The 25,394-nt window shown below is 34.8% G+C and carries 23 protein-coding genes and 1 tRNA gene; 14 read left to right on the top strand and 10 right to left on the bottom strand.

What is annotated here, in order from left to right; translation table 11 throughout:
- Positions 1 to 12: 12 nt before the first annotated feature.
- Complete coding sequence (locus tag IEV57_RS06650) at positions 13 to 1,908, bottom strand: tetratricopeptide repeat protein (RefSeq protein ID WP_188440877.1); 1,896 nt, start codon at positions 1,906 to 1,908, stop codon at positions 13 to 15.
- A gap of 1,694 nt (positions 1,909 to 3,602) precedes the next feature.
- On the opposite strand from IEV57_RS06650, the gene IEV57_RS06645 reads away from it, so the two are divergent.
- Entirely contained in the window at positions 3,603 to 3,845 is a 243-nt protein-coding gene (locus IEV57_RS06645) for a hypothetical protein (protein ID WP_188440875.1), read from the top strand.
- A 56-nt stretch (positions 3,846 to 3,901) separates the two neighbouring features.
- Positions 3,902 to 4,381 (top strand): hypothetical protein, encoded by a 480-nt coding sequence (locus IEV57_RS06640; RefSeq protein ID WP_188440873.1) that lies wholly within the window; start codon positions 3,902 to 3,904, stop codon positions 4,379 to 4,381.
- A gap of 149 nt (positions 4,382 to 4,530) precedes the next feature.
- Here the strand turns inward: IEV57_RS06640 and IEV57_RS06635 are convergent, their stop codons facing one another.
- Positions 4,531 to 7,005, bottom strand: coding sequence for a hypothetical protein (locus tag IEV57_RS06635; protein ID WP_188440871.1), 2,475 nt, complete (start codon positions 7,003 to 7,005; stop codon positions 4,531 to 4,533).
- A gap of 182 nt (positions 7,006 to 7,187) precedes the next feature.
- Between IEV57_RS06635 and IEV57_RS06630 the strand changes: the two genes are divergently transcribed.
- The 7 genes from IEV57_RS06630 (at position 7,188) to IEV57_RS06600 (ending at position 11,975) form a co-directional block, all read left to right on the top strand.
- Positions 7,188 to 7,679 (top strand): siphovirus Gp157 family protein, encoded by a 492-nt coding sequence (locus tag IEV57_RS06630; RefSeq protein ID WP_188440869.1) that lies wholly within the window; start codon positions 7,188 to 7,190, stop codon positions 7,677 to 7,679.
- 381 nt (positions 7,680 to 8,060) lie between these two features.
- Complete coding sequence (locus tag IEV57_RS06625) at positions 8,061 to 8,651, top strand: hypothetical protein (protein WP_188440868.1); 591 nt, start codon at positions 8,061 to 8,063, stop codon at positions 8,649 to 8,651.
- Positions 8,652 to 8,717: 66 nt separating this feature from the next.
- Positions 8,718 to 9,221, top strand: a complete 504-nt coding sequence (locus tag IEV57_RS06620) for a hypothetical protein (RefSeq protein WP_188440865.1) — start codon at positions 8,718 to 8,720, stop codon at positions 9,219 to 9,221.
- Positions 9,218 to 10,000: a hypothetical protein gene (locus IEV57_RS06615; RefSeq protein ID WP_188440864.1), complete on the top strand. Its 783-nt coding sequence runs from the start codon at positions 9,218 to 9,220 to the stop codon at positions 9,998 to 10,000. The genes IEV57_RS06620 and IEV57_RS06615 overlap by 4 nt, the downstream gene beginning before the upstream one ends.
- A gap of 86 nt (positions 10,001 to 10,086) precedes the next feature.
- The gene (locus IEV57_RS06610) at positions 10,087 to 10,830 is read left to right on the top strand and encodes an AAA family ATPase (protein ID WP_188440861.1); all 744 of its coding nucleotides are present in this window, start codon (positions 10,087 to 10,089) and stop codon (positions 10,828 to 10,830) included.
- 30 nt (positions 10,831 to 10,860) lie between these two features.
- Positions 10,861 to 11,727 carry a DUF932 domain-containing protein gene (locus tag IEV57_RS06605; protein ID WP_188440859.1) on the top strand — a complete coding sequence of 289 codons (867 nt, stop codon included), beginning with the start codon at positions 10,861 to 10,863 and terminating at the stop codon, positions 11,725 to 11,727.
- A complete protein-coding gene (locus IEV57_RS06600) occupies positions 11,727 to 11,975 on the top strand; it encodes a hypothetical protein (RefSeq protein WP_188440857.1) in 249 nt (82 codons plus the stop codon). Before IEV57_RS06605 ends, IEV57_RS06600 begins: the two co-directional genes overlap by 1 nt.
- Before the next feature lie 6 nt (positions 11,976 to 11,981).
- Here the strand turns inward: IEV57_RS06600 and IEV57_RS06595 are convergent, their stop codons facing one another.
- From IEV57_RS06595 to IEV57_RS06575, 5 genes are all read right to left on the bottom strand, one after another.
- The gene (locus tag IEV57_RS06595) at positions 11,982 to 12,248 is read right to left on the bottom strand and encodes a helix-turn-helix domain-containing protein (protein ID WP_194383018.1); all 267 of its coding nucleotides are present in this window, start codon (positions 12,246 to 12,248) and stop codon (positions 11,982 to 11,984) included.
- Positions 12,249 to 12,456: 208 nt separating this feature from the next.
- The gene (locus tag IEV57_RS06590) at positions 12,457 to 13,716 is read right to left on the bottom strand and encodes a site-specific integrase (RefSeq protein ID WP_188440853.1); all 1,260 of its coding nucleotides are present in this window, start codon (positions 13,714 to 13,716) and stop codon (positions 12,457 to 12,459) included.
- Between the two features lie 339 nt (positions 13,717 to 14,055).
- Positions 14,056 to 14,140: transfer RNA gene (locus tag IEV57_RS06585), tRNA-Ser, on the bottom strand.
- 315 nt (positions 14,141 to 14,455) lie between these two features.
- Positions 14,456 to 14,668 (bottom strand): hypothetical protein, encoded by a 213-nt coding sequence (locus IEV57_RS06580; RefSeq protein ID WP_188440851.1) that lies wholly within the window; start codon positions 14,666 to 14,668, stop codon positions 14,456 to 14,458.
- Positions 14,669 to 15,091: 423 nt separating this feature from the next.
- On the bottom strand, positions 15,092 to 15,976 hold the full coding sequence (locus IEV57_RS06575; RefSeq protein ID WP_188440849.1) for an ATP-grasp domain-containing protein: 885 nt from the start codon (positions 15,974 to 15,976) through the stop codon (positions 15,092 to 15,094).
- 102 nt (positions 15,977 to 16,078) lie between these two features.
- On the opposite strand from IEV57_RS06575, the gene IEV57_RS06570 reads away from it, so the two are divergent.
- Positions 16,079 to 16,825: a polyprenol monophosphomannose synthase gene (locus tag IEV57_RS06570; RefSeq protein WP_188440847.1), complete on the top strand. Its 747-nt coding sequence runs from the start codon at positions 16,079 to 16,081 to the stop codon at positions 16,823 to 16,825.
- Here the strand turns inward: IEV57_RS06570 and IEV57_RS06565 are convergent.
- Positions 16,812 to 18,029 carry an ABC transporter permease gene (locus tag IEV57_RS06565; protein WP_188440846.1) on the bottom strand — a complete coding sequence of 406 codons (1,218 nt, stop codon included), beginning with the start codon at positions 18,027 to 18,029 and terminating at the stop codon, positions 16,812 to 16,814. The two genes, IEV57_RS06570 and IEV57_RS06565, sit on opposite strands and share 14 nt — an antisense overlap.
- A 40-nt stretch (positions 18,030 to 18,069) precedes the next feature.
- Between IEV57_RS06565 and IEV57_RS06560 the strand changes: the two genes are divergently transcribed.
- Complete coding sequence (locus IEV57_RS06560) at positions 18,070 to 19,269, top strand: exo-beta-N-acetylmuramidase NamZ family protein (protein WP_188440844.1); 1,200 nt, start codon at positions 18,070 to 18,072, stop codon at positions 19,267 to 19,269.
- Positions 19,270 to 19,605: 336 nt separating this feature from the next.
- On the top strand, positions 19,606 to 20,337 hold the full coding sequence (locus IEV57_RS06555) for a PA3715 family protein (RefSeq protein WP_188440842.1): 732 nt from the start codon (positions 19,606 to 19,608) through the stop codon (positions 20,335 to 20,337).
- A 29-nt stretch (positions 20,338 to 20,366) separates the two neighbouring features.
- On the opposite strand, the gene IEV57_RS06550 is transcribed toward IEV57_RS06555, so the two are convergent.
- A complete protein-coding gene (locus tag IEV57_RS06550; RefSeq protein ID WP_188440840.1) occupies positions 20,367 to 22,667 on the bottom strand; it encodes an efflux RND transporter permease subunit in 2,301 nt (766 codons plus the stop codon).
- A 104-nt stretch (positions 22,668 to 22,771) separates the two neighbouring features.
- On the opposite strand from IEV57_RS06550, the gene IEV57_RS06545 reads away from it, so the two are divergent.
- Positions 22,772 to 23,566 carry a thymidylate synthase gene (locus IEV57_RS06545; protein ID WP_188440838.1) on the top strand — a complete coding sequence of 265 codons (795 nt, stop codon included), beginning with the start codon at positions 22,772 to 22,774 and terminating at the stop codon, positions 23,564 to 23,566.
- A gap of 151 nt (positions 23,567 to 23,717) precedes the next feature.
- Here the strand turns inward: IEV57_RS06545 and IEV57_RS06540 are convergent, their stop codons facing one another.
- The gene (locus IEV57_RS06540) at positions 23,718 to 24,548 is read right to left on the bottom strand and encodes an aminotransferase class IV (protein WP_188440931.1); all 831 of its coding nucleotides are present in this window, start codon (positions 24,546 to 24,548) and stop codon (positions 23,718 to 23,720) included.
- 167 nt (positions 24,549 to 24,715) lie between these two features.
- On the opposite strand from IEV57_RS06540, the gene sdaAB reads away from it, so the two are divergent.
- Positions 24,716 to 25,393, top strand: a complete 678-nt coding sequence (gene sdaAB / locus IEV57_RS06535) for an L-serine ammonia-lyase, iron-sulfur-dependent subunit beta (protein ID WP_188440836.1) — start codon at positions 24,716 to 24,718, stop codon at positions 25,391 to 25,393.
- Position 25,394 lies beyond the last annotated feature (1 nt).

The raw sequence follows: 25,394 nt of genomic DNA, 5'->3' as shown, positions 1-25,394 counted from the left end.
GTAAAAGCACACCTACCCCCAAGATTCTCGCTGTACCATAATCAAAGCAAACTGAAACTCTTTTTCATAGTCTAAACCCAGTTCATCAAGAAAATCAGGTCTTATCAATGCCCAAGAAACATAATAATAAGCCAAGAACTGATCCCTATCAAATGTCTTTTCAGGAATGTTATGAAGAGTTAAACCTTTCTCATCATCACCTACTCCTCTCTTTGCTACCATAGCAGTTTCAAATGCAATAGCTTCAAGTTTATTTTGATCCTTTTCTCGAAGATAAAGCAAGGCTCCCGTCATCGCTTCTATCCTATCGTGATTCATTTTATCCAAATCGAGATCATCAATAGATAATTGAGTTCTGGAATCTTCTTTGAGAATAGCTTCCTCTTGCAGTTTAAAATAAATATTAAGGCCAAGATCTTTCCCCCAGTTTTCAATCAACTCGTATTCTTCTCCTGGTTCCTTGTCATTTCTATACTCGTTAAACTCATCCCAAAACTTATCAATCAAATCCTTCTCCTGCCTTGAAAGAGGGTAGTCCTTTTCAGTTTGCATCCCAAAGAGTTCGTCGAATTGTCTTGCAGACAATGCGTTATACACCTTTATCTTACTAATAATTTCAGGTGGTGTGACAGCTAAGATAGAAGAGTCAGTTACAGCTTGTAAAGATAATTTACCCATTGTTGACAAAGACAGGAATTGGTAGGGTTTCAATTCAGGGAGAGAATTGAAAATATGATCCTCTATAAACAAATCTATTGGCGCATTATATATTCTACTGTTGGTGCCATGAAAAACCATCTCAATGAATTTTTCAACTTTATCCTTTGCAAGTCCTTGGTTCAACAACTTCTTTTGGACTGGTTCCATCAATGTCTTAAATCTCTTTTTTTCAAGAAGTCCACTTGTGAACTGCATATTAGAATTTTCTTTACGTGCTTCTTGAATGTATTTTAAGTGGGTCAGCTCGTGTGCTATAAGGTGATCTACAAATACTACATTTTCCTTGTAAAGAATCAAGTGATGATCTCGCTTGTAGTTCTCCGCTAATTCTAATTTGGCCTCTGACTCAATCGTATTTTTTATTTCAATATTGATCAGCTTTTTGGAAAGGTCTTGAACTTCCTTGAAATATCCAGCAAGTGCTTCATTCCCTTTTCTATCTTTCACGTATTCAGAGGCTAAATTAGTCAGGAACCCAATAAAAACTTTTTGGGAATCAGTGTTTTCAGCATTACTCAGAGCTTTGCATCCATAATCAAAAGCTTCAAGCATTCTTCCTTGCTTATGTAGCAATATCCCCATGCCGTGCAAGGCATTGGGGAAATCAGCTTTACTCTCCAACGCCTTATTAAAAAAACGCCCAGCAAGAGTCAATTTATCAGCCTTCAAAAACATTCCACCGATATTTGAGAGCACAAGATGATTCTTGGGATCAACGTCTATCACTTTATCAAAATAAGTTGAAGCCGTATCAAAGTCACTGTAATGTTTGATATAAATATTTCCCATCAGAAGTAATGCCCATTTGTTCTTAGGATCGAACCTCAATGATTCTATAAGCAGGTCAATAGCCTTTTCTGACTCACCTATCTCTTCATATGCTTGCGCATAATTCCTATAGTATTCAGAATCCATTATCATAGCCCCTCTTAAGCTTTCGAAGATCATGATAGCTTCTTTATATCCCCCCTGTCTACACAGCTCAGTGGCTTTAAAAAACTCCTTTTCATTCACCTTTGATAATTGCACCGGTACATCTATTAAAACCTTGTCTTCTCCAAAACTAATTTCGGGAACCAATGGAAAGTATGCATCTAAAATTGCTTTCTCAAGGCCGCTATCATCGTTGATATTAGCAGTCGAAAAAAGGTTAGCTAAAAATTGATCTCTCTTTAAAATTATCTTCATGACACTTGAAACAACTTATATTTAAATACTAAATTATAGAGAATAAATACCCGATCCAAAAAAGTCACATTATGTCTTAATCATTAAACCTTCAATTATTGGCAATTAATTGAAGAATTTTGGGATCAAGATAGGTTTTGATTATGCTGTTTGGCATGTGAAGTTTGAAGTTGATAGGTAAGTTATTTTGAGGTTTAAAATATGTTGTATTGAATTTGAAGTTTGTATTAGTGAGATTGATTAATGAAATGGGTGGTCGACTAAATCCTCCCTTAGGGTCGGATTTGTCTCGTTTTAACAAATACTATAAAAAAATTAGGTTTAAAACCACTAAGAACCAATACTTTGAATTAAGTTATCGATAAAAAAGTGTGCAGTTTTCATAAACTCAATATAATATTATATAGAGATTTCTAAATTTAGCACATTATACTTTTAAAAATCCAAATAAGCATTTGTTTACCAATTTGTTATCTCATTTTTATTTGATCCTTATACTATAATTCCATTTTAATATTCTAATAAAAAAATGTAACGGACTTGTTATATAACTACTAATATGCGAGGCTTGGCGGATCCGGCTGGCGTCGGGGCTTGAGGCCCCTCCTTGCCTGTTGTGCTAACATTAAAATTACTTGGCATACATAAGACGACCGACCCGCCTCAAGCGGGGGAGGGAAGTCGTGAAGCAAATAAGTAATGACTTTAATTCACTTATACCTTAGAACAAACAGTGCTTTCACAATATCAAAACTCACCAATCAAAACATCATAAATTTAAACTCCAAAAACAAAACCAAAAATATCCAAACTCCATAGAGAAAACATTCATAGCTCAAATGATATCTTAATCTTTAAAAAAATATTTTATATTTTAAACAGACTGAACCACATATGCAAAACGCCCCCCTCCTATTACCAAGGTAAAATTAAATTAATATTTGACCCGTGGTGCCCCCCAACCTTTATCATTTCAAAACCTATACCTACAATAACCAAAGAATTTTTCAAAACCACTTGATTCGATCACACTGGTTCTGCCTACACAAACTTATAATTATCATATTATACTCCTTTTATACTCGCCTGCTTTTTTCATTAAATAAATAGTCAAAGCAACTATAGGGTTTGGATGATTTTCAACCATATCAAGTATCCTTTCTCCTACTTAATTAATATCGGTTGTCCACTTCCTATACATAGTACATTTTAGGATATTATAATCAGGTACATCTCTAAAGTGATCGTATTTATATCACTAAACATTTCCTAAAAAAACATGGAAACAAATACATCAGCAAAAGAGAGAACCCACTATCCTAACAAATTAATTGGGCAGGAACCAACAAGATCTCAGAACCAAACAAAGGATATCTTTTCTAATAAACAGATAGGAGAAACAAGAAAGATAGTTATGAACTTGAGTTCTGCCTTGTGCATTGTCTCAGCAATTTTATCATCTATTCTATTCTTGACAATCTGTTTTTGTGATTCTGATTCAATCATCCTAAGGGTAATTGCTGTAATAGGCTTTCTGCTATCATTAAGACTCGCATATCTTAGCTACGTTGAGCTAACTACACCAAAAGGTAACCTTTAAAACAGTTCCATCGGATTTCAGAGGACAAAGTATCTCCCAAGATTCCAGTACAATAAATCAAAATTATATCACTAAGAATTGCCTGAAAAATTTTATGGCACTTTCATCATTTATCACTACCAAACCAGCCGGTATCAGGGGTGTAAGAGTAATTCCAATTACTACCGATCTCGAAGACCTTGCAATGTTTAGATTAATCCCAGGGGAAACTCTAAGCGTGTTTGAATACAAAGGCAGAAAGTATGTAGAATTAATTTCCAAGGTTCCTGCTAATCAATGGGAAGTTAAACTCAGACTTGATGCCATTTCATCTTACCTCAAAGCTCTTTATCAGTAAGGGCTTTTTTATTACATCAATTATCAAATTTCAATTAAACTTTAAAATCAAAACAAATGGAAAACAACGTAGAAAAGTACAAAGCTGAACAAGAAGAAAGAATTCAGAGAAGCAAAATTTATGGAGACGGAACAACTCCTATCCCCCACGGGATTCTTGAAATCCTATTCATAGATTCAGAAACTGGAAAAATCACAAAACACACAGGGAAAGAACAGACGTCTGGAAGGATATTGATTCTATTGCCATTCAGAACACCACGAAATCTGAGTAAATATGCAGCATACACTCAACCTTCTGAGTGGAAACTTAAATTTAATAGAGGGATGATGGTGAACACTGTGATTGAAGATGGGTATATTAAAAAGCTAATTCCTTCATATAAATTCATGCCCGCTTCACAAGTGATCGATCCAGCAAGTTTTGAGGTTCCGAATGAGTTACTTGAGAAAATCTCGGAGGTTTTCAATGAAATTGATCATTCTGTTCAAGAAGTTCCTGTAGGATTTGAAAACCTGGATAAAGTTCCTTTCTAAAATACCTTTGGCCGGACAATGAGTTCCGGCCATTTTTTTTTAAAATTAGTTCTTGAAAAAGTGTTTTCCCTTCTAACAAGATAGTTAACTACATCCTCATTATATTCAAACTTAAGTAATTTTCAATTTAACAGGTTTATAAAATCAATTCATTCAATTTCAACGGGATAGAAACTTTTATTATGTTCTAACTCATTTGGTTCATCAATTTGTACAAATTGCGGAAGCGGAAAATTTGTAAATACATGGACACTCGCATTTTCCTCTCTTAAAGCGCGAGCCCTTCCTATAGCTTGAATTAGCTCTCCTTCAATGAGGTCCAATTCAATATTCATTAGAGTTGGGTTATTCAAGGAATAAAATATAACAGACCTGCCATTTCTTTCAACCAATTTACTACTTGAATTGAGGTTCTCAACTGGAATTCCAAGGACATTAGCTATAAGCTTATATCTTATTGGACTCATTCGAGGAGTTCCTAAAACAACTATATCTTTTCCTTTTAAACCATTATAACCCGAACAGTTAAAAAAATAGAAGTTAATATCTTCTCTTTTTGAATTGAATTCCTCTTTGAAGGGCTTGAAAGTAATCACAAATCTTCCCTTAATCTTTTCTTTAACTAAATAATCCCAAGTTTCCTTTTGACTTTTTGAATATGAAAAATCACTGTTCTGATAGATTTTTCCTTTATGCTTTACATTTGATATATCCAGATAATTGAGCCCAATTTCTTTCCCTAACAAATTTTGATATAGCTCTCTTGACAAAGTTGCCGATAAAATTAGGCAGGTTGCATCTTCCGGAAAAGCTCTTTTCATGATAAAGTTAACTTTTTCAACTCCTTTGGTTTTAATTTTTAGATAACTATGTGAATATAAAAAATGTACAATAGCTTGTAATTTATCATCCTGATTAACTCGCTTTAAAATATTACTTTCCAGTCCCGAAAATATTTCCTGAGGAAATCTTCTAACTTCTTGATAATTAGTTTTATTTAACTCTTCAATTATAAAATTGAACGCATTACGCTCTGGAGAATTATCTTGGAATCGATTCGCAAAACGAATCAACTTCACTAAATCAAATGAATTTTGTTCAAGTAATAAATTATAAGGGTCTTCATCAAAGATTATCAATCTTTTCCCGAATGATGAAAAAAGGCCTTTATGATGGGTTGTAATAATTAAATACTCACCCGGTTCATTGACATGTTCTAAATCTTCTAAATATTTTTTTGCTAAATTTTGATCTTCCTTTGTTCCATTTTCAGTCGTTGGATCCTCAGTCAGATTACTTAAAAAAGTCCGGACAAAAGAGTTTCTGCCTGATTCGAACAAGGATTCTACTCTCATTTTCACTTCTTTTGAAAAATCAGGGATCTCTGGTGAAACTCTAATTTCTTTTTCTGGGAAAAGCTTTCTCAGTCTTTTGGCTGTTTCATCCTTTAAATTATGAGTCGGTACTGCTATAACACTATCTCTCATTTTTATGATAATTTCTGTCTTCCCAATCCCTGCTGCGGCCTTTAAAAAATGTATATCATTATCCCCAACAATTTTCTTATTATCGATGTCAATGAATTTTTTAAGATAATTTCTCATCTCATTCTCTGCTTCTTCCAACCCCATGAGATGAATAGTATCAGTTTGAAAGTACTCAAACTTGTTCATATCCTTTAACAAATCTGAAATGCAGTAAGACTTTTCCATTTTATGATCGTAAAAAAGAATTTCTGGATAAAAGTCATTCCTAAACACTTTCCTTACCGAAATCAATATCTCATCAATTTTCGATTGATCCTTTTTTAAAAACTTTTCAATTATATTATTCGAAATTTTATTTGAATTAATAAGCTTGCTTGTTACAGAAACTAAAGAAATCAAATCTCTGATATTTCCATTTCCACTCGCAAATATTTCATCGAGTCTTGGTATCATCTTTTTAAGATACGCTTCTTTATATTTTAATAGCGAAAAAAAATCTTCCCTTTGATCAAACTGATTAATTAACTTCGATTTTGCACTTTGTTTTGGCACAATCCCATGAATGTATGACCCTCTTCTTTTCTTTTCTCCAGACAGCAATGAAGCACCTGTTCTTCCAGAACATGAATAACCAACTTCTGCAAGCACATGAAATATTATGAATTCAGTATTGACATGATTATGAATTCTAAAATTAGTTCCCTTTTTAAAAACATGACTTTTGAATTGAATATTGGATGTTAATTCGCAATCAAGAAGCTTAGCAAAGCCTTTGGAAACATATTTTCTAACTTCCTTATCACAAATTTTATTATCAAAAAAATAAATTAAAACGGTGTATTTCTCTACTTCATCCAAATCATATGTCACGTTTGGCGGTATGCATAATGACTCCAGCTTTTTCTCAACATATGATTTATACTCTTTATTAAGAATTCGAAATACAAAGGCATCATCCTTAACATCATGAAGATTTTCAGTAAAGCTCCACTCTTTATATTTTTTTTTATTTGAAGTCAGAACCTTATTTAATTCCGTTATTTCAAGGGACTCATTTACGAATTTCCTTTCCTTCCCTTTACCTGAGTTGTAAACATTGAAAATGATATGTTTCTCTTTATTTGTAATGTCTGTCACTGTGTCAAATTATGCTGAAATGTGCGCAATAATCCATCTTTTTAGACGCTTAAACAAATTCAATAATGAAAATTAAACTCAAAATATAATTCAATTTGTATCTATAAGGATCCTATTGACCCTCTTTTTCAATCAGTTAATACTTGAATTCTTTATATCACTAAATTTTGATTGAAAAATTTATGGGAAATGTATCATTATTTGAAATTACAAGAGAGCATGTTGAAATCATGGCACTTATTGAGTCTAATGAAGGGCTAATTGATGAAGAAATATCTCAAGCACTCAAGATCAACAGAGATAGCCTTGAGTCTAAATCACTTAACTATGTAAAAATCATCAAGCATTGTGAAAGTGAAATCCAACGTGCTAAAGAAGCAGAAAAGCAAATACATGAATTTGTTAAAAGGAAGAATAACATCGCTACAAGACTAAAGGAAAACCTTGAGCAAGCCATTGGACGCTTTGGTTCAATTGAAACTGGATTCTATAAATTATCACTTAGAAAATCAGATCAAGTGATCATTGAAAATGAAAGTATAATACCGGAAGAGTATTTGTCGACAAAGACTATTTCGGTACCTGAAAAGCTCAAAATCAAATCTTCTCTGAAGGAGAACAAAGATGTTCCCGGAACTTACTTAATGACAAAATACAACCTTCAAATCAAATAGTTGTGGGCGTTCTAATTTTGAATACCGCTCAATTATATTTCGTTGTTATATTGTTCAAAAAGTATGAAAGTTCAATAGAAGTGAAAAATTATTCATTCTATTCTAAATCTTATTCATCAAATGTGAGAGATTGGCTTTGGTTAACACGGTTCAAAATAACCGGTTTTGTGCATTTATCTGAAAATATTTCTGCTTGCATTTCATTTGATCCAGAAGATTGGGAATCGTGGATTAAAGAAATGGAAAGTCAGTTACAAAATTAAGAACTGTAAGAAAACATCTTTCTTTAAAATGCCAATACGTTAATTGAATGATTAACGAAATATCATAATATTCCACATAAAGGGGGCTTAAAGCTCCCTTTTTCTTTTGAAAGAAACTATGAACAAACAATATATTACACACTGTGACAATAGAAATTCCATTGAATGCAATGAAAACATCAAGCAATATAAAAAGGGGCATATTGGTGGAGCAAAATGCGATAATTGTGATTCAATAGTCATTATTGAGAAAGATAATTCCAAACCCTCAAGAGATGAATATATTCCAAAATTAAGCGCTGAGGATTATGTGGACAAGTGCATGAAAGAGAATAAAACTCTGACAGAGATTTTAACTCAACTCAATGAATTATTCAGTTTGAATAATTCCCATGCAGCTGAACTTTATAAAAAAAGGCTATGGAAAAAGATTAATGAAGATGGAGAAAAGTCAAAAGAATATAGCGTTGTAAATATTGAGTACGAATATCATCCATTTGCTTACAAGTTTACATTGATGAATGATGATGCTATTCTGTTCCGCATTAAAGTTAAGGCTTCACCAGAGAAATTTATTCATTATGTGAATAACCCCAATATTCTAAAAGAGGTAAAATTAATCCTTTCTTTTTCAAAAACAGACTTAACCTCGATACCTATCGATCCAATAGTCAAGGGGATAAAAATGAAAGGTGATAAAAAGTCATAAAATGTGGTACAATAATATTATAATCTGAAATTATATTTATACCTTTGGATTATATTTAAAAAGATTATGAACAAGACAAATGAAATTTACAAGTACGAAGGAGTCAATCTCTTTATACCTGATTTAAGTATCAAATATTTTGATAGAACATTACATGCACATCCTCAGGCAAAATTTTCTTTTCGAAATTATTCACAGTACAAGAAACAATGTATTGACTTAACAATACCTGTTTTTCTTGAATTTAATAGTAGAAAAAAGCTTAATCCATTGCTTTTAACTACACTTGCCGTACTCGATCCTTTAGATATGATAACAAAACCAAATCTGAACGAGGAAGAGATAATTGAAATTAGCAAATTAAACTCAGGTCCAATCAAAAAAAGGATCCCAGATCATTCTCCTATTTACTTGGAATTCAAACAACTTAATAAAAGTTTAATTTGCTCCAACAGTATTATTCTTAAAGCCTATTCAGGTGATTCATGCATTCATAATAATCTTTTCAGTAAACCATTTCTGATAGATTTCGCCGAATCTGAAAACTACAATGAAAAAATTATATCATGAGAATTGAAAGTATTAGTAATCCTCTTAAAGAGAAAGAAGTTTATGTTGGATTAGCAGATATGAATATTGTGGCTTTAAATCCAAACATTGATGAATGCCTTAGACTTGGAATACCCTCAAAAAATGCAGTGGAATCATTTATAACTTTGATGGATAACGGTAGAAAAAAACTACAATTATCATTCTTTTTGGAGCAAACAAGGCCAGCTGGGAGAAAGATCAAAGCTATATTAAATCTATTTTTGATAAATAAGTATTTAGAACGAGAAGTAGATAAGGCAAATGCTTTAATTGATGCCTATGGGAAAATATTTTATGAGGATTTGCATAGCGTTAAAAATTTTCTTGTTGAACCTCCAAAATATTTCAAATTTGATAAATCAGAAAATACTTTCATAAGACAGGCAATTATCGGTGAGCCTGAATTAGTATCCTTAATCCGAGGCCTACTTGATCCCCAAAAAGAAAATATATCATATTTTGAACAGGAAGATTTAGTAAAATTCTTTGAAGGTGATATCACAGAATTGAAAAATTTTATTGAGAACTGTAAGCCTTCAAAAATCCGAGTTCTACTTGGTTCTCGTTTTGATTCTCATAAAAATCAAAAGCAAATTGTCTACAATAAATACTTTGCAAAACCAATTGGAGACTCAAAAAGCTATTTTCAAAAATCGCTTGAGGATAATAAAGAATGGATAATAAAACAGAATCAGTTTTATGGTAATAATCAAGACTTTGATCTTAACAAAATTGTTGCATGCAAAGTCAAGAATTAAAACTAAACACTAATGTAAATTTAAATTTTCCAGATCCCTGGCCCTATCGGTCAGGGATCTTTCATTTTAACCAAAATTCAAAATTTATGAACTTACTAACAATGATCGTTGGAAATCCTTCAACAGGCAAAACAACGTCTCTTAGAAATCTTGATGACAAAACCATCATACTTAACTATGAAAAAAAGGAATTACCATTCTTTTCTAAAGGAGTTGTGAATTTCCCAATGGGTCCCAAAGACGCCATACTACCAAAAGACGGTAAGAGAGGTGTACCTGCCATGTCAGTGAAAGAATATACATCAATGATCATAGACAAGCTACGAGGATCTGAAAAAATCAAGAATGTAATCATCGATTCCTTTAGCGCCTTCACAGATATGCTTCTTGCAGAGTGTAAAGCAAAATACAAAGGATTTGATGTTTTCAACCATTACAATTCTGGAGTATATGAATTCTTCCAACAACTCAAATCACTTGAAAATAAATTTGTTTTTGTGATCTCTCATGTTGAGTACCTGACTGATGCTGATGGGAACACTGTGGTAAGGACTAAAATAAAAGGGCGCGAATGGGAGGGTTTGGTAGAAAAAGAGGCTACATGTGTACTCTATTCGCGCTATGTCAAAAACGAGGCTGGACAAGGTGTGAAATACCAATTTGTGACAAACTCAGATGGCTACCTCCCTGGAAAAACTCCAATGGATATGTTCATACAGAACAAAGAACTCTACATCGAGAATGATCTACATGTAGTAATTGAACGCTACAAGGATTACTACAGACTTGATAGTGAGCTCAAAAAAGTAAATCAAGAAGTTACAGTATAATCAATTTATCAATCTAAACAAGCAAGAACTATGGGCATTATAATCAAGCCAATTTCGTCGGAACTTGACTGGGAAATCCAGACAGAAAGACTATTTAATAAAAACGGACATACATTAAAGAACTACAAAATGCTAACGAGATCTGACAACGGGGCACTTTTAAATGTATGTAAAAGAAGCTATACCCCAACTCCAAATATGAAGTTCAAGGATGTTGTGGAAAGCATGATAAAAATTACCGGAATGGAGTTTCATGGGTTCAGCGAATTTCAAGGAGGTAAGAAAATTATTGCATATCTGAAATCAGATCGAAGAAAGATTGCTGGCTTTGATTTTGACAACTATATGGTAATTGGCAATAGTCACGACTATTCAACAGGCTTCTTTATAGCAAGCAGTCACACTATGTTAAGATGTGAAAATCAATTCTCGAGAATGTATAAAGGTAGGGCATTCTCAATACCCCATACTGCAGCAATTGATGCCAGAATTGACGATTTAATCCTGAGCTTTGAAACATATATGGAGGAACAAAGAAGGCTCGAAAGAAAGCTAACTCTTTGGAAGGAAATTGATGTAGACCCTATTCTTGTTGAAATGATGATCGAACGAGTTCTGAATATAGAATTGGGAAATGAAGATAGTATTGGCACCAGAAAAAAGAATAAGATCGAAAGTTTATCCAATTCTTTGAAAAAAGAAACTGGAGATATTGGTAATAACCTTATGGGCTTATTTCAGGGAGTTACACACTTTACTACCCATGTTTACAGCCAAAAAGAAAAGGTATTTGGTAATATATTCGGAACAGTTGCAGAACTCAATAATAGGGCATTTGGATTTGCTGAAACCATAGAGTATGGTATGGTTGACAACATTGATTTAGGCCTCAATTAATGGATAAAAATAGTCAAAATAATTACCATGGTTCTGCCTTCCCTTATTCGGAAGGTGGAACACTTTATCTTGTTGTCTTTAGGTGTAAGGAAATCCCAGAACCGGCAACTGGGATAACTCTCATGAGTATCTGGATTATAGGGGTCAAAGATCAATCGGGAAATGACTGCTTACCGGAGCTAAATATTGAACAAATCGAAAGGGTATCTTGTGAAATAGCAATCAAAAACATTATTGAAAAAACTTGATCTTGATTAATATTCGCCCAAAACAGGCTTTCTTCCTCTTTTAATTGTTTGCACTTCTTCTTTTGATCTTGAAATATCAAGTTCGCCATTCAAAATCGCTTTGATATCTTTATGTGAGTAGTAAGCAAGACCTCTTCGGGTGATGTGTGGAATATCACATGACTTCCTCCATCTCTGAAGTGTTCTTGTACTCACATTTAACATCTTGGCAGCTTCACCAGCTTTCAAATACTTGACATTATTTTCTTGGAGAATCTCTTCTTCTTGTTTCATTTGCCCCGACTGCTTAATTTTTAAATCTTTAGAAAGTGATCTTTTAAAATCTTCAAACATATTTTTAAGTATACTTTCAATCCTGTTCTCAATAAATTGGAGACTCTTTTGCTCTTGTTCACTCATATCCGAAATGTGTTATGTTTAGACTACAAGATACGAAAAAGATGATAATTATTCTTTTTAGGAATAATTATAATTCGGGGTTTTAACTAAGATTTGATAGAAATTTAACCATATCCTTATTCCTCTCTTTTGATGCATCCTTGGAGAAATTATCAACGTAGTTTTTCTCTGTGGTTTTGACTGAACTGTGACCCAAAAGTGCAGAAGCATGAGACATACCCATCTTTACAGATACAAGATTTCCAAATGTTTTTCTTCCACAATGTGAAGAAATATCAAAATCAAGTTCAAGCTCGTTGTATTCAAACATCCTTTTCAGCTTCTTATTAAACAATGGATCTGCCTGAATCGGGAAAATAGGGTCTTCAATAGTTTTGATCCGAGACTTTTTCTTTGAAAGCTGCAGTGGTTTGTTGTAGTATTTTTTTAATATCTCTTCAGCTTTACCCAATAAAGGAATCTCCATTAGCTTTTGAGTCTTCTTTCTTACATATACAATATGACATTGCCCATCTCTTTCAGCAATCTGCTTATAAGTAAGCCTTTTTGTATCTGAAATAGCAAGACCAGTTAAGCACATAAAAATAAACGCGTCTTTAACTATTTCATAGGAATCATTTTCAAGTTCAAATTCATAAACTTTTAGAAGTTCTTCCTCAGTTAAAAATTCATTATTAGTGCTTGGTTCTGGCAAGGATCTCCAATCATCAACAGGATTTCTTCGCATCCAATCATTTTTTACAGCATAAGTAAATACCTGACTAAGATTTGACATCTTTTTATTTACTGTTACATTACCATTATTAACCTCTGGTGACAAGAGGTAATGAGCAAAACTTGAAATGAATTCAAAATTTATTCTATGCAAATAGGTATCATTTTTATTAAAGCTGCTTTGAAGGTATCCCTGTAATTGAGTTTTAAGAGTTCTGAACTTTTCTGGTAAATCCTTCGAAGATTGGCCGGCTTTTACAGCAAGATTTTTTTGTTCAAGAACTTTATCACACAAAGTCATTAAACCAATTGAATTTTTTTCTTCCCTACTTAAATTTTCAATCACCAAATCAGGATAAGGAACCATTTCCCTTTCTACCAAGTCATCAAAAGATTCCTGAAGTTTATCTTTTATAGATTCAATCTTTTTAATAGCATTTCGAGCAATGTCGGTTCTGCCAATGATCTGACCATTTGAATAATTCTTTTTAGGAATGGTAATTCCAACTGATTTTCTCTTGGTTCCAAGGTCAGTAACTCTAATATTAATATAGATAGTTACTTCGTTGCTATTGGCACCAGTTTCCCTTGATAAAATTGATAAATTTAGCTTCCTGAAAATTGACATAAAACATTGTTTAAAGACCTTTGAAGGCCATTTTTACACCCCTTATTTCTTATCAAGATAGTGAAAAAAAATGACAGTACCGACACTGTACACACTGTATGTTTAACCTATGTACACACTAATATATCCGTAAAAGCATGATACAAAGGAATGACATGGGTAAAAGTGTGTACACTTGTCTGTTGATATAAGTATCACTTATATTATAAAAATAGCTTATAATCTATATTTTATACTGTATATAAAACTTATTAAATATTTTATTCTGAAAAATGATGTTATTAACAGAGTAAATTTTAAGCATAAAAAAAGCCAGAACAGTTACGTTCTGGCACATTGCAGAGGAGGAGGGATTCGAACCCCCGGTACCTCACGGTACAACGGTTTTCAAGACCGCCGCGATCGACCACTCTGCCACTCCTCTATTTTTTCTCAAAGGTTGATAGCAGATAAATCTGCCACTCCTCTATTTTCTTTCAAAGGCTGATAGCAGATAAATCTGCCAGTCCTCTTATTTTAAAGATTAATAACAGATAAATCTACTACATCTTTAAATCCGCTTGTTCAATTGCTTGCTTTACGGATTGCAAAGGTAGCTTGAATACTTAATATTCCAAATAGTCGAGTTCGAAAAAACTTTAACAATTCTTAAATCCCTGATTTTCTGCTAGAAAATTTAGCATAAAAAAAATGCCCAACATTCTCAGTCGGACATTTTTCCACATAAACCAATATAAACCTAAGCAATCTCTCCTTCTTCAGATGACCTTAATGACATCCAATACAGATAAATAAACCCTACCTGCGGAGTCAAAAGGAACAAAGCCTTTACCAATAAGGAAGTTGATGCACTTCCAAATTCAATCCCAAACGTATTACCTAGAGTAAGAAATAGTATTACTGCAAGCATTGCAAATACATTTGCCAAAATCAATTTTTTTGTGTTTTTCATGATATTTAATGTTAGTTATTTTACTTGATTTCCTTGTCTAAAAATTGACTATTCAGCAAGCTAAATCATCAATTCATACACCAATATTGCACATATTTTTTGATTTCCAAACATGCTAAACATCTGTAGTACAAGACAAAAAATGCTTTCAAACTAAATTTATCAAGATGAAAAACTTACACAAAAAAGTAAATGATTATCACTCGAAGAAATTTGTATTTCACCCCAAATTGATGCATTCAGAAGCGCGAAAAAAAATTAAAAAAACTTTACTTTTTTTTTAATTTTTTTTTGACTCTGTCATTTTGAACCTAAAAATGACATAAAAAAGCGGGAATCCTCACTCACCATACCTTGGGTAAAACCCACTACTTTGGCTCTATTGAATTCCTTTTTTGGAAAGAAAATTTTTTATGGATACAGTTATGAAAAAAGTCTACTCTTGAGTGCATGGATATAATTGAGTTTGGCTGCCTCTGAAGTGAATAAAAAGAGGTAAGGCTCGATCAATTCCAACTCCATCAATAAAAACCTATCTCCTCTCCATACACCATCAACTCTAGCATAAAGCGTATCTTTCGCAAAAGCCTCTACTAAAGACTCAAGGTATGCTAATTCACCATTACTTGGCTGAACAATCGTGATTTCACCACCAAAGAAATGTTGAACACGGAAATCTCCTGATTTGGCACTTTTGAGAACAGCATGGGAAAATTTACCATCGAAGAAAATATAGGAATACTCCCCTACTGCTACAATTTCCTCTACAAAAGGCTGCACCATAAAGTCCTCTTGTCTCAGTAAATCATCAATTTGCATTTTCTTCAACTCAAAATCGCGCACGTTGATTTTCAAAGTATGCTTGGCGCCTCCACTGACTGTTGGCTTGATAATCAATTCCTGAACATCATAAAGCGCAAAACAAGCATATACATCAGCTGCACTTTTTCCCTTTTCCAAAAACTTGGTTTTCACAATCGGGAAACCTTTCTCATCAATTTCCTTCAAATACTTCTTATCTGAATTCCAAATAACCGTTTCCAAATCATTGTAAACCGGAATCCCCAAATCTTGGATTTGTTTGCACCAAGCCAAAAACTCTTCATACCGATCAAAATAATCCCAAGGTGATTTGAGTAGCAAGCAAGTATATTGACTCCAATCAACCGCCTTATCTGACCAAATCTCAAATTTGTAGTCAACAGCAATTTCATCTAAAATAGATGCCAAAACCTGATCTTCATCTTCCACATTGTTAGCTGCATAGGAACCTTTTGCTTCATAGGTAATTATTGCTATTTGACTCATTACACTTTCTTGATTGGGTTTATTTTAGTGTCGAAATTATATCATTTTAACTGTTTTTCATTATTTATATGCTGATTTAATCCTACTTTTGAGATTGGTCTTATGGAAAAAGAAAAATTAGTCATCATTCCTACTTTCAACGAACTGGAAAATATCCGGGAGGTTATTCATGCTGTCATGAATCTTGAAGGTAATTTTGAGCTTTTGATCATAGATGATAATTCCCCCGACGGAACTGCTTTGGAGGTCATCAAACTCCAAAATGAATTTACTGGTCGGCTTCATCTGATTCAGAGAAAAGGGAAATTAGGACTTGGCACGGCTTATATCACAGGTTTCAAATACGCCTTGGAAAAAGGCTATTCGTACATTTTTGAAATGGATGCTGATTTTTCACATAATCCTGATGACCTGATCAAACTGCATCATGCTTGTGCAAACGAAGGCTTTGATATGGCCATTGGCTCAAGGTATATCACTGGTGTAAATGTCGTCAACTGGCCTATGGGAAGGGTCTTGATGTCATTTTTCGCAAGCAAATACGTTCAGTTCATTACTGGGATTCCAATCAAAGACACCACCGCAGGGTTCAAATGCTATACAGCCAAAGTGCTCCAAGCGATGGATCTCAACAAAATCAAGTTTGTTGGCTATGCGTTTCAAATAGAGATGAAATTCACTGCTTGGAAACTAGGATTTAAAATTGTCGAGGTGCCTATTATTTTTACAGACCGAACTCGGGGCACATCCAAGATGAGCACGGGGATTTTTAAAGAAGCTGTATTGGGCGTACTTTACATGAAACTCCGAAGTATTTTCAAAACCTATAAACCAATCAATCAAACCTGATTGCTTTGATCGGTTTGATATTGCTGATGAGCATCGCTGGAATGAATAAAACGAGCGTGGTTACAATCAGCACGGTTAGATTTAGGAATAAAAATACAGGCCAATTCCAATCAATGGGAACAAAACTCATGTAGTAATTCTCCGAATCCAAGGGAATAATCCTGAATTGATCCTGAAGCAATCCGAATCCAATACCAATCGCATTTCCAATCAGCAAGCCTCGACTTATTATCCTCACTCCATTCCATACAAAAATTCTTCTGATCTGTGCATTTTTAGCCCCTATAGCCTTGAGCACACCGATCATTTGGGTTCTTTCCATGATCAGGATAAACAGGATCGAAACCATATTAAATGCAGCCACAAACAGAATCAGAGAAAGAAATACATAGACATTGTTATTGAGCAAAAGCAACCAATCAAAGATCTCCATATACTTTTCAGTCACTTTGATCAACTTTAAATCGAAATCCAAGAAGTCATACAAAGGCTCTGCATAGCTATCCAATTGGCTCGGATCATCAACAAAAATCTCAAAGCCTCCAACCTGATCTGGCGTCCAAGCATTGAGATTTCTGATGGTCTGAATATCACCTAAAAGAATTTTATCATCGAAATTCTCCAAGAAAGTCTCATAAATCCCTACAATTTCCAATCGTCTAAATCTTGGTGGCTCCTGCACAAAATACATCGTCACCCGATCTCCCACATCCAAAAGCAATTTATTGGCTATCTTTTTGCTCAAAACGATTTCATTGCTCGCAGCAGAATCTGAAAACTGAATAAATCGACCTTTGATAATAGATGGCTTGAAACTCAAGGAGTCAAAATCCGGCCCAACTCCTTTCATCAAGACACCCTCGACTTCTTCATCACCCTTCAGCAAACCTGGCTTGTGCGCAAAAACTTGAACATGCTTGATAAATTCTAAATTTTGATAATTTTGGAAAAAATCAGCATTCGTAGAAATGGGAGATTCTTCAAAAGCATTGCCTGATACAAATTTCATGCTTTGAAAATGTCCTGTAAAAGAAAATACCTTGTTGGAAATTTCATTTTGAAAACCTCCAAGAATCATAAAAGAAATCATCGTAATTGCTAAGCCTATCGCCACGCTGGCAACTGCAATTCTATGGATCGTTCCTGTGAAACCACCGGTTCTCTTAAAACTGATTCTTTTGGCAATGAAATAGGAAAGGTTCAACGAAGTTTTATAATTTGGTGGAAATCTAGCGCAAAATAACATGAAGCAAATGAAAATCGCATTCCTTCTTACTTTTTTACTTCAAAGCTTGGCATTTTGTCAAAGCCCTCAAACAAAAACTGGGCTAGTCCTGCAAAAGGTAAACTCCCAAATCTTACCTGCTGCGGATAGATTAGAGGAATACTTAGAACAGCTTCAAGGTAAAAAAATAGGACTTGTTGTCAATCAAACCAGTATTCTGAGTACCAAAAATAACATCCACTTGGTTGACTTTCTGATGATGGAAGGAATCGATGTGGTGAAAGTTTTCGTTCCCGAACATGGTTTTCGGGGTGATGCAGATGCTGGAGAAGCTGTAAACAATGAAATTGATTCTAGATCGGGACTTCCGCTTGTTTCTCTTTATGGAAATAATAAAAAGCCCTCCCCTGAATCTCTCAAAGGGCTAGATTTGATCATTTATGATTTGCAGGATGTAGGTTTGCGCTTTTACACCTACATCAGCACGATGCATTATGTAATGGAAAGTGCTGCTGAAAATAAGATTCCAATGCTGATTTTGGATAGACCAAATCCAAATGGAGACTATATTGATGGACCTGTTTTGAAAAAGGGCTTTGAGAGTTTTGTCGGAATGCACCCTATTCCTGTAGTGCATGGACTTACTGTAGGCGAACTTGCAAATATGATCAATGGAGAAGGTTGGTTGAAAAACAAGGTAAAAACCGAGTTGGAAATCATCAAAATTGAAAATTGGTCAAGAGAAATGGCTTACAGTTTACCGGTGAAGCCATCACCCAATTTACCCAATGATCTTTCCATAAGACTATATCCTTCGCTTTGTTTTTTCGAAGGAACTGATATTTCTGTTGGCAGAGGTACCTATTTTCCTTTTCAAGTGTATGGTTTCCCTGATGCAAAATATGGCGAATTTTCCTTCAAACCGGTCAGCATAGATGGCATGTCAAAAAATCCTCCACACCAAAATAAACTTTGCTATGGGAGAGATTTGAGAAGTGTACCCTTGACACATCGATTTACCTTGGAGTATTTGCTGGAAGCCTATCAGACTTCTGGAAAAAAGGAAAAATTCTTCAACAATTTCTTCGACAAACTAGCCGGCACCGACCAACTCCGAAAAGACATCCTAGCCGGCAAAACCGAACTAGAAATCCGAGCTACTTGGCAAGCTGATTTGGAGAAATTCAAAGAGCTGAGTAAGGCTTATTTGCTTTATTGATTGATTTGCTTGAATGATAAAAAAGGATTAGTTTTAATAGAAATAACATTTGTAGTACAAGGCTTTCCAATTTAGCAGGCTTTGTATTGTAGATACGTTAACATGTTGGGGTTAGCTACTAGGCAAAATAGACGATGAACTCTATCTTACACCAATAAATATTATTTATGTTTGAGATTTCTCCCGATGGTCGAAATGACCAATAGCAAGATTAAACCACCAAGCATGGCTTAAAATTTTTTAAGTTTGTAGAACTAGAGGTCTCAATTTAATACTCAGACATTCTTGATAAGTTTGATCCAAAAAACTCAAACCTGTTTTACAAGGCAAAACGATATGAAACACCTTCTGATTATAATTTTTTTGACTTTATCCTTCAATTGTCTAGGACAAAAGGAATCTCGAGAATTGGTTGAAGAAACTGCTCAAAAAGTTGGAATTAAAAACTCAGCTATATTTTTTCAACTGGCAGTTTCACAAGAATTTGAGAATGATATATTGATTGTAATTCCTGAAATCGCCGAAGAAGGGGAAGGATATATGATTTTAAATAATAATCTCATTCTTACCGACAAAAAATCTGGTACAATTAAGGCAAAATTCAGAGGTGAAAAAGAATGGTTCAGCGATGCTGTTAGAATTGATCAGATCGAAATCGAACCATCGATTTATAAATTGAATAAAACAAATGTGGCTTTTGGACTGAAGGTATTTTATGCAAATCAAAGTCGACCAAATCCATCATCGATTACTGAATTATCCCTTTATACTTCCGATGGGGAAAAACTGAATGTGGTTTTAAAAGAATTCCCAATCTCACATTACGTTGGAGAAACAGACACAACATGTCTAGGGACATTTGAAGTACACACAAAAGAACTGAAAATTTCAAATACTTATACCAACCAATATGCTGATCTTGAATTTGTCAATTCGATAGAACTTTATGAACAGAATGAAAATTGCGAAAAAATTATAAAGGACGCCAAAAAAGAAGTTGAAATCCTTAAATATGAGAGCGGTAGATATAAAAAGTTTGAGATTTCTCCCGATGGTCGAAATGACTAAAAGCAAAATTAATTCGAATAAGTAAAAATTTATACACCCACCTTTTCATCCCTCTCCCCTCCTACTTTATCTTTCCTTTTTTCTTTCCAGACCTTTTGCATTGACAAAAGCAACACCGGGAGGAGCATCAGGTCAGCTAGGACTGCAAATACTAAAGCTAAGCTGATCAGTAAACCGGAATAAAAGGTAACTCCAAAATCACTGAGCGTAAGATTTGCAAACCCTGAAACTAGGATAATTGTTGTGAGGATAATCGCTTTTCCTGTTTCAAAGTATGTTCTTTTGATTGCATAAAGCATGCTTTTCCCGAGCTTGAGTTCTGATTGAAGTTTGGTCATAAAGTGGATACTGTCATCTACAGCAATCCCGAAAGCCACTGTGAAAATCACAGCAGTCGTTAATTTCAAATCTATATCCAAGAGCCACATCACGCCACACATCCATAAGAGTGGAATAAGATTGGGCAACAAAATCATAAAGGAAATCCGCCATGACCGAAATAAAAAACCAGCTATCAGGCCAACCAAAATAATCGCCACACCCAATCCTTTTGCCATTTGCTGTGAGATGGTTCGGTGACTTTTATCGATCAAATTGGAGGTTCCTGTCAGTCTGACTTCGAGTAGATTTGGATTAATTTCAGTTTCTATAAATTCAAAAAATTCTTTGTTGATGGCATCACTCTTCAAACTCCCAATATCTGCCGTCCGGGAAGACATCCGTCCTTGTTTGCGATCAGAAGAAATCAATTGATAATCCGATTGCTCCAAAGCTTGATTGATATACGGTTGCATTCTTTGGAATTGACCTTGAGAAGGAAGTGCAAAAGCTTTGATATTTCCGGAATTTTGGGCTTGATTAAGGACTTTCACCAGAGATAGGGGTGAAATCACCGCCCCTGCCTGATATTTTTCTTGGACGAATTGCTCAAGTTTATCCAATTCTCTCAACACATCCAATTCCAACAAACTCTCTGCTGAATCGCCTGCTTGAATAAAAATCTCCAAAGGCTTGGAACCTCCAAATTCCTGATCAAAAAACTCAAACTCTTGCACCAATTCATGCTCTCTAGGTAGATTATCTAAGAGGTAACCATTGATTTTCAAATCTGTCGCTGCAAGGATGGAAAGTATAGAAATGATACCAAACCCTGCAATAATCAAAGCTTTATGACCGAAAGTCCAAAGCAAAGATTTTCTCAATGCCCTTTGCCAAAATTCTTTGAATTTGTTGCGTTCAACGACTTTGAGCGGGCTGAAAAGGTAAAGTAAACCCGGCGTAATCAACACAACTGCCATAAACATCACCATCACACCCAAGGCTGTATAAATTCCAAACAACTTTAAGCTAATGGCGCTGGTGAAATACAGCGTGGTGAAACCCAAGGCTGTAGTCAAGCATGTAAGGAAAACAGCCAAAAACAAGCCTTTGAAAGTGGCTTTGATGGCTTGATCTTTTGGCAATCCGAGACGGAGTTTTTGGAGATACAGTGTAAGGTAATGCACCAAGGCACTTAGCCCAATGACCAACAAAATCGTCGGCTGCATTACTGACATGACATCGAGCGCTTTTCCTGTCAATAAAATAATGGCAATCGTCCATCCAATTCCAAAAAGTAAAACCACAAGAGGCAATACTACACCCCACCAGGTTCTGAAAATCAAATACAACAAAACCAAAATCAAGACAATGGAAATAGAAAGAAAAAAGGCAAATTCTTCCTGAAGTAAATCCACAAATTCTCCTTGGGCTTTGATTTTTCCAGCCGTGTGGTACTCAGGAATATCGGATTCCAAAAGGATATCTTTGACTTCCTGATTGAGCTGATCTCCATCTTCTTTAGAGATCATTTGCTGATTTTTCAACATCAGCAGAAGAAATTTCTGATCCTTACTGATCAAATTTTCTGAATATTGTGGGTGAGAGTCCAACTTTTCTTTTGATCTGGATAGTTTCTCTTCATCATCCCAATTCAAGATTCGACTGTAACGAATTCCAAATGCATTGATGATTGGCTCTTCCAAAGTCAATAGGGAAACAATTTCTTCACTAAACTGAAGTTCTTCAAACTTATTTTGAACAGCTAGCGCTTCAGCTAAAAATGCAGAATCAAAAACACCCTCTTCCCTACCCAAAGCGATCAGAAGGTAGTCATTGTCATTTTCGAATGTTTCTCTGAAATTCTGATAAAAAATCAAGTCCTCGTCATTCTGAGGAAAAAACTGCTCGAAATCGTAATCAAAGACAACTTTCGGTTGGAGAAAAATCAAGATCAAACTGATCAATCCTGCAAGCCCTAATCCATATAAAGAAGATTTTTTATCAAACATATTTTTAAATAAATGTCGGGTTCAAAGATATAAACCATAAATTGACCTTTCTGATTATTTATAATCTTTTTATCTTGCTGACCTATTAAAATTCAAGACTGAAAATGAAGCAATACCACGATTTGATGAGACATATTTTGGAGCATGGCGTCCAAAAAGGAGACAGAACTGGCACGGGAACAATCAGCGTATTTGGATATCAAATGCGATTCAACCTCAAAGATGGTTTTCCTTTGGTCACGACTAAGAAATGTCACCTTCGCTCCATCATCATCGAATTGCTTTGGTTTCTCAATGGTGACTCCAACATCAAATACTTGAATGACAACAAAGTGAGTATTTGGGATGAATGGGCTGATGAAAATGGAGATTTGGGGCCTGTATATGGTTACCAATGGAGACATTGGCCGGATGGAAAAGGTGGAGAAATCGATCAGATCAAAAACCTAATTCACCAAATCAAAACCAAACCGGATAGCAGAAGACACATCGTAAGTGCATGGAATGTGGCCGATGTGGACAACATGGCTCTACCACCTTGTCACAGCATTTTTCAGTTTTATGTTGCTGATGGAAAACTTTCCTGTCAGCTTTACCAGCGAAGTGCGGATGTATTTTTGGGTGTTCCTTTCAATATAGCTTCTTATGCCCTATTTACGATGATGGTAGCCCAAGTCTGCGATCTTGAAGTGGGCGATTTCATCCATACTTTTGGAGATGCGCATTTATACAGCAACCATTTGGAGCAGACACAACTTCAATTGTCTAGAGAATGTAGACCACTTCCAACGATGAAGATCAATCCTGAAGTCAAAGATATTTTCTCCTTTAAGTATGAAGATTTTGAATTGATCGGCTATGATCCGCATCCACATATTAAAGCTGCGGTAGCGATATAGGGCATCTGATATTTTGAATTTAATTGAGAATTAAAAATTGATTCAATTTAGATTTTGATATTGGTGGATACTTGTTACTGATTGATATTGTGTGAAGTCAGACCTCCTGAGATAATATTTAAAACCATCTGATCCACTGATAACTAGTCGCCTAATAACTATTATCCAACTCAAACAACTGTTCTATCATTCCAAATCTCTCTTGGCCTAAGGTTTTGCCTTCCAGCGTAAGCAAATAGCTGATACCAGTAACATTGCTCGTAAATACAGACGAGGCTTCGTAAATATCATCTAATCTAAAATATCCCTCCTGCACTTCAAATCCCTTGGATTTCAACATGTCCATAATTACGGTTCTCCCAATCCCTTCGATGCAACCTGTCCCGAGTGATGGAGTATAAAAAACTCCAGATTTGACCCAAAATAAATTTGCAGCTCCAGCTTCTGAGACAAAACTTCCCTGACCCAACAAAATTACTTCTTCCATGCCCAATTTAACACGGTCGCGATTAGCTATGACATAAGGAAGTGCATTCAAAGTTTTGCAGCTACTCCAAGGTGAACTACTCAAGTATATTTCAGGATGAACAAATGCAGACTGTTTGGTCAAAGGAGCGGCATGAAAATCCTCAATTTGCAAGGATTCCTCTATTTCATCTGTCAAGGGTGTATACTTCCCTTTTCCTGACCTATAAATAGTCCATCGCACACGAAGCATTTTATCTTCACCAAATCCCAACTTTAGCGCCCGTTCAATTTCTTCAATCGTACTCAATTGCTCGGAGTTCATTCCTAAAACTTCGCAGCCTGTAACCAATCGCTTCAAATGCAGCTCAGAGAAGCGGATCTTTCCATTTTGAAACACCATTGTTTCAAACAGTCCATCCCCAAATAAAAAAGCGCGGTTAACATTTTGTGATTTTTGTTCTATCCAATTCGATAGATTTATTTTTTTCCAAAAAATTGTATCGTTACCGTTCATTATTTTGTGCATTTTCGGACAGTTTTGGTTTTTGAAAAAACTGACCTCTGTTAAATTTAATTAAATATTAAAATATACTAGTCTATTTAAGGGCGCTAAACTTAATTTGCACAAATTACTAGTATTAAAATATTAATTTAGCACAATAATTGAAAATTTGGTAACCCATGAGTGGTAAAAGTAGTGTTTTTGATATGATCGGGCCTGTAATGATTGGACCTTCTTCATCCCATACTGCGGGTGTGGTACGAATTGCCCGAGCTGCGATTAGAATTCTCGGTGAGAAACCTGACCATGTAGATATCACTTTTTACAATTCTTTTGCAAGAACTTACGAAGGACATGGAAGTGACAAAGCGATATTAGGAGGCTTGATGGATTTCAAAACAGATGATCCTAAAATCAAACAAGCATTTGAATTGGCTGAGGAAGCTGGTCTTTCATACAAATTCAAATCAATAGGAAATGCTTCTGTCTATCATCCAAATACGATCAAATTAAATCTCACCAAAGGTGAAAAGAAAGTAGAAGTGATTGGAGAAAGTCTTGGCGGCGGCTTGATCAACATTGCTTTTGTGGATGGATTCACAGCCGATTTCACTGCACAGATGCATACATTGATTATCAAAGCGCATGATGTGTCAGGTGCTATTGCATTTATTTCAAGTGTAATCGCACAGGAAAAGGCAAATATTGCCACCATGTCAGTTTCTAGAAAAGGGAAAAATGATCAAGCTTGTCACGTCATTGAAATGGATTCGGGACTACAACCTATTACAATCGAATACATGAAAAGCTTACCATGGATAAAGGAAATAATTTACATACCAGATATTGACTTATAAA

This window comes from Belliella aquatica (assembly GCF_014637795.1).
GTDB lineage: Bacteria > Bacteroidota > Bacteroidia > Cytophagales > Cyclobacteriaceae > Belliella > Belliella aquatica.
The sequence above is the reverse complement of the archived record's forward strand: the minus strand, read 5'-3'. Positions and strand labels throughout refer to the sequence as shown.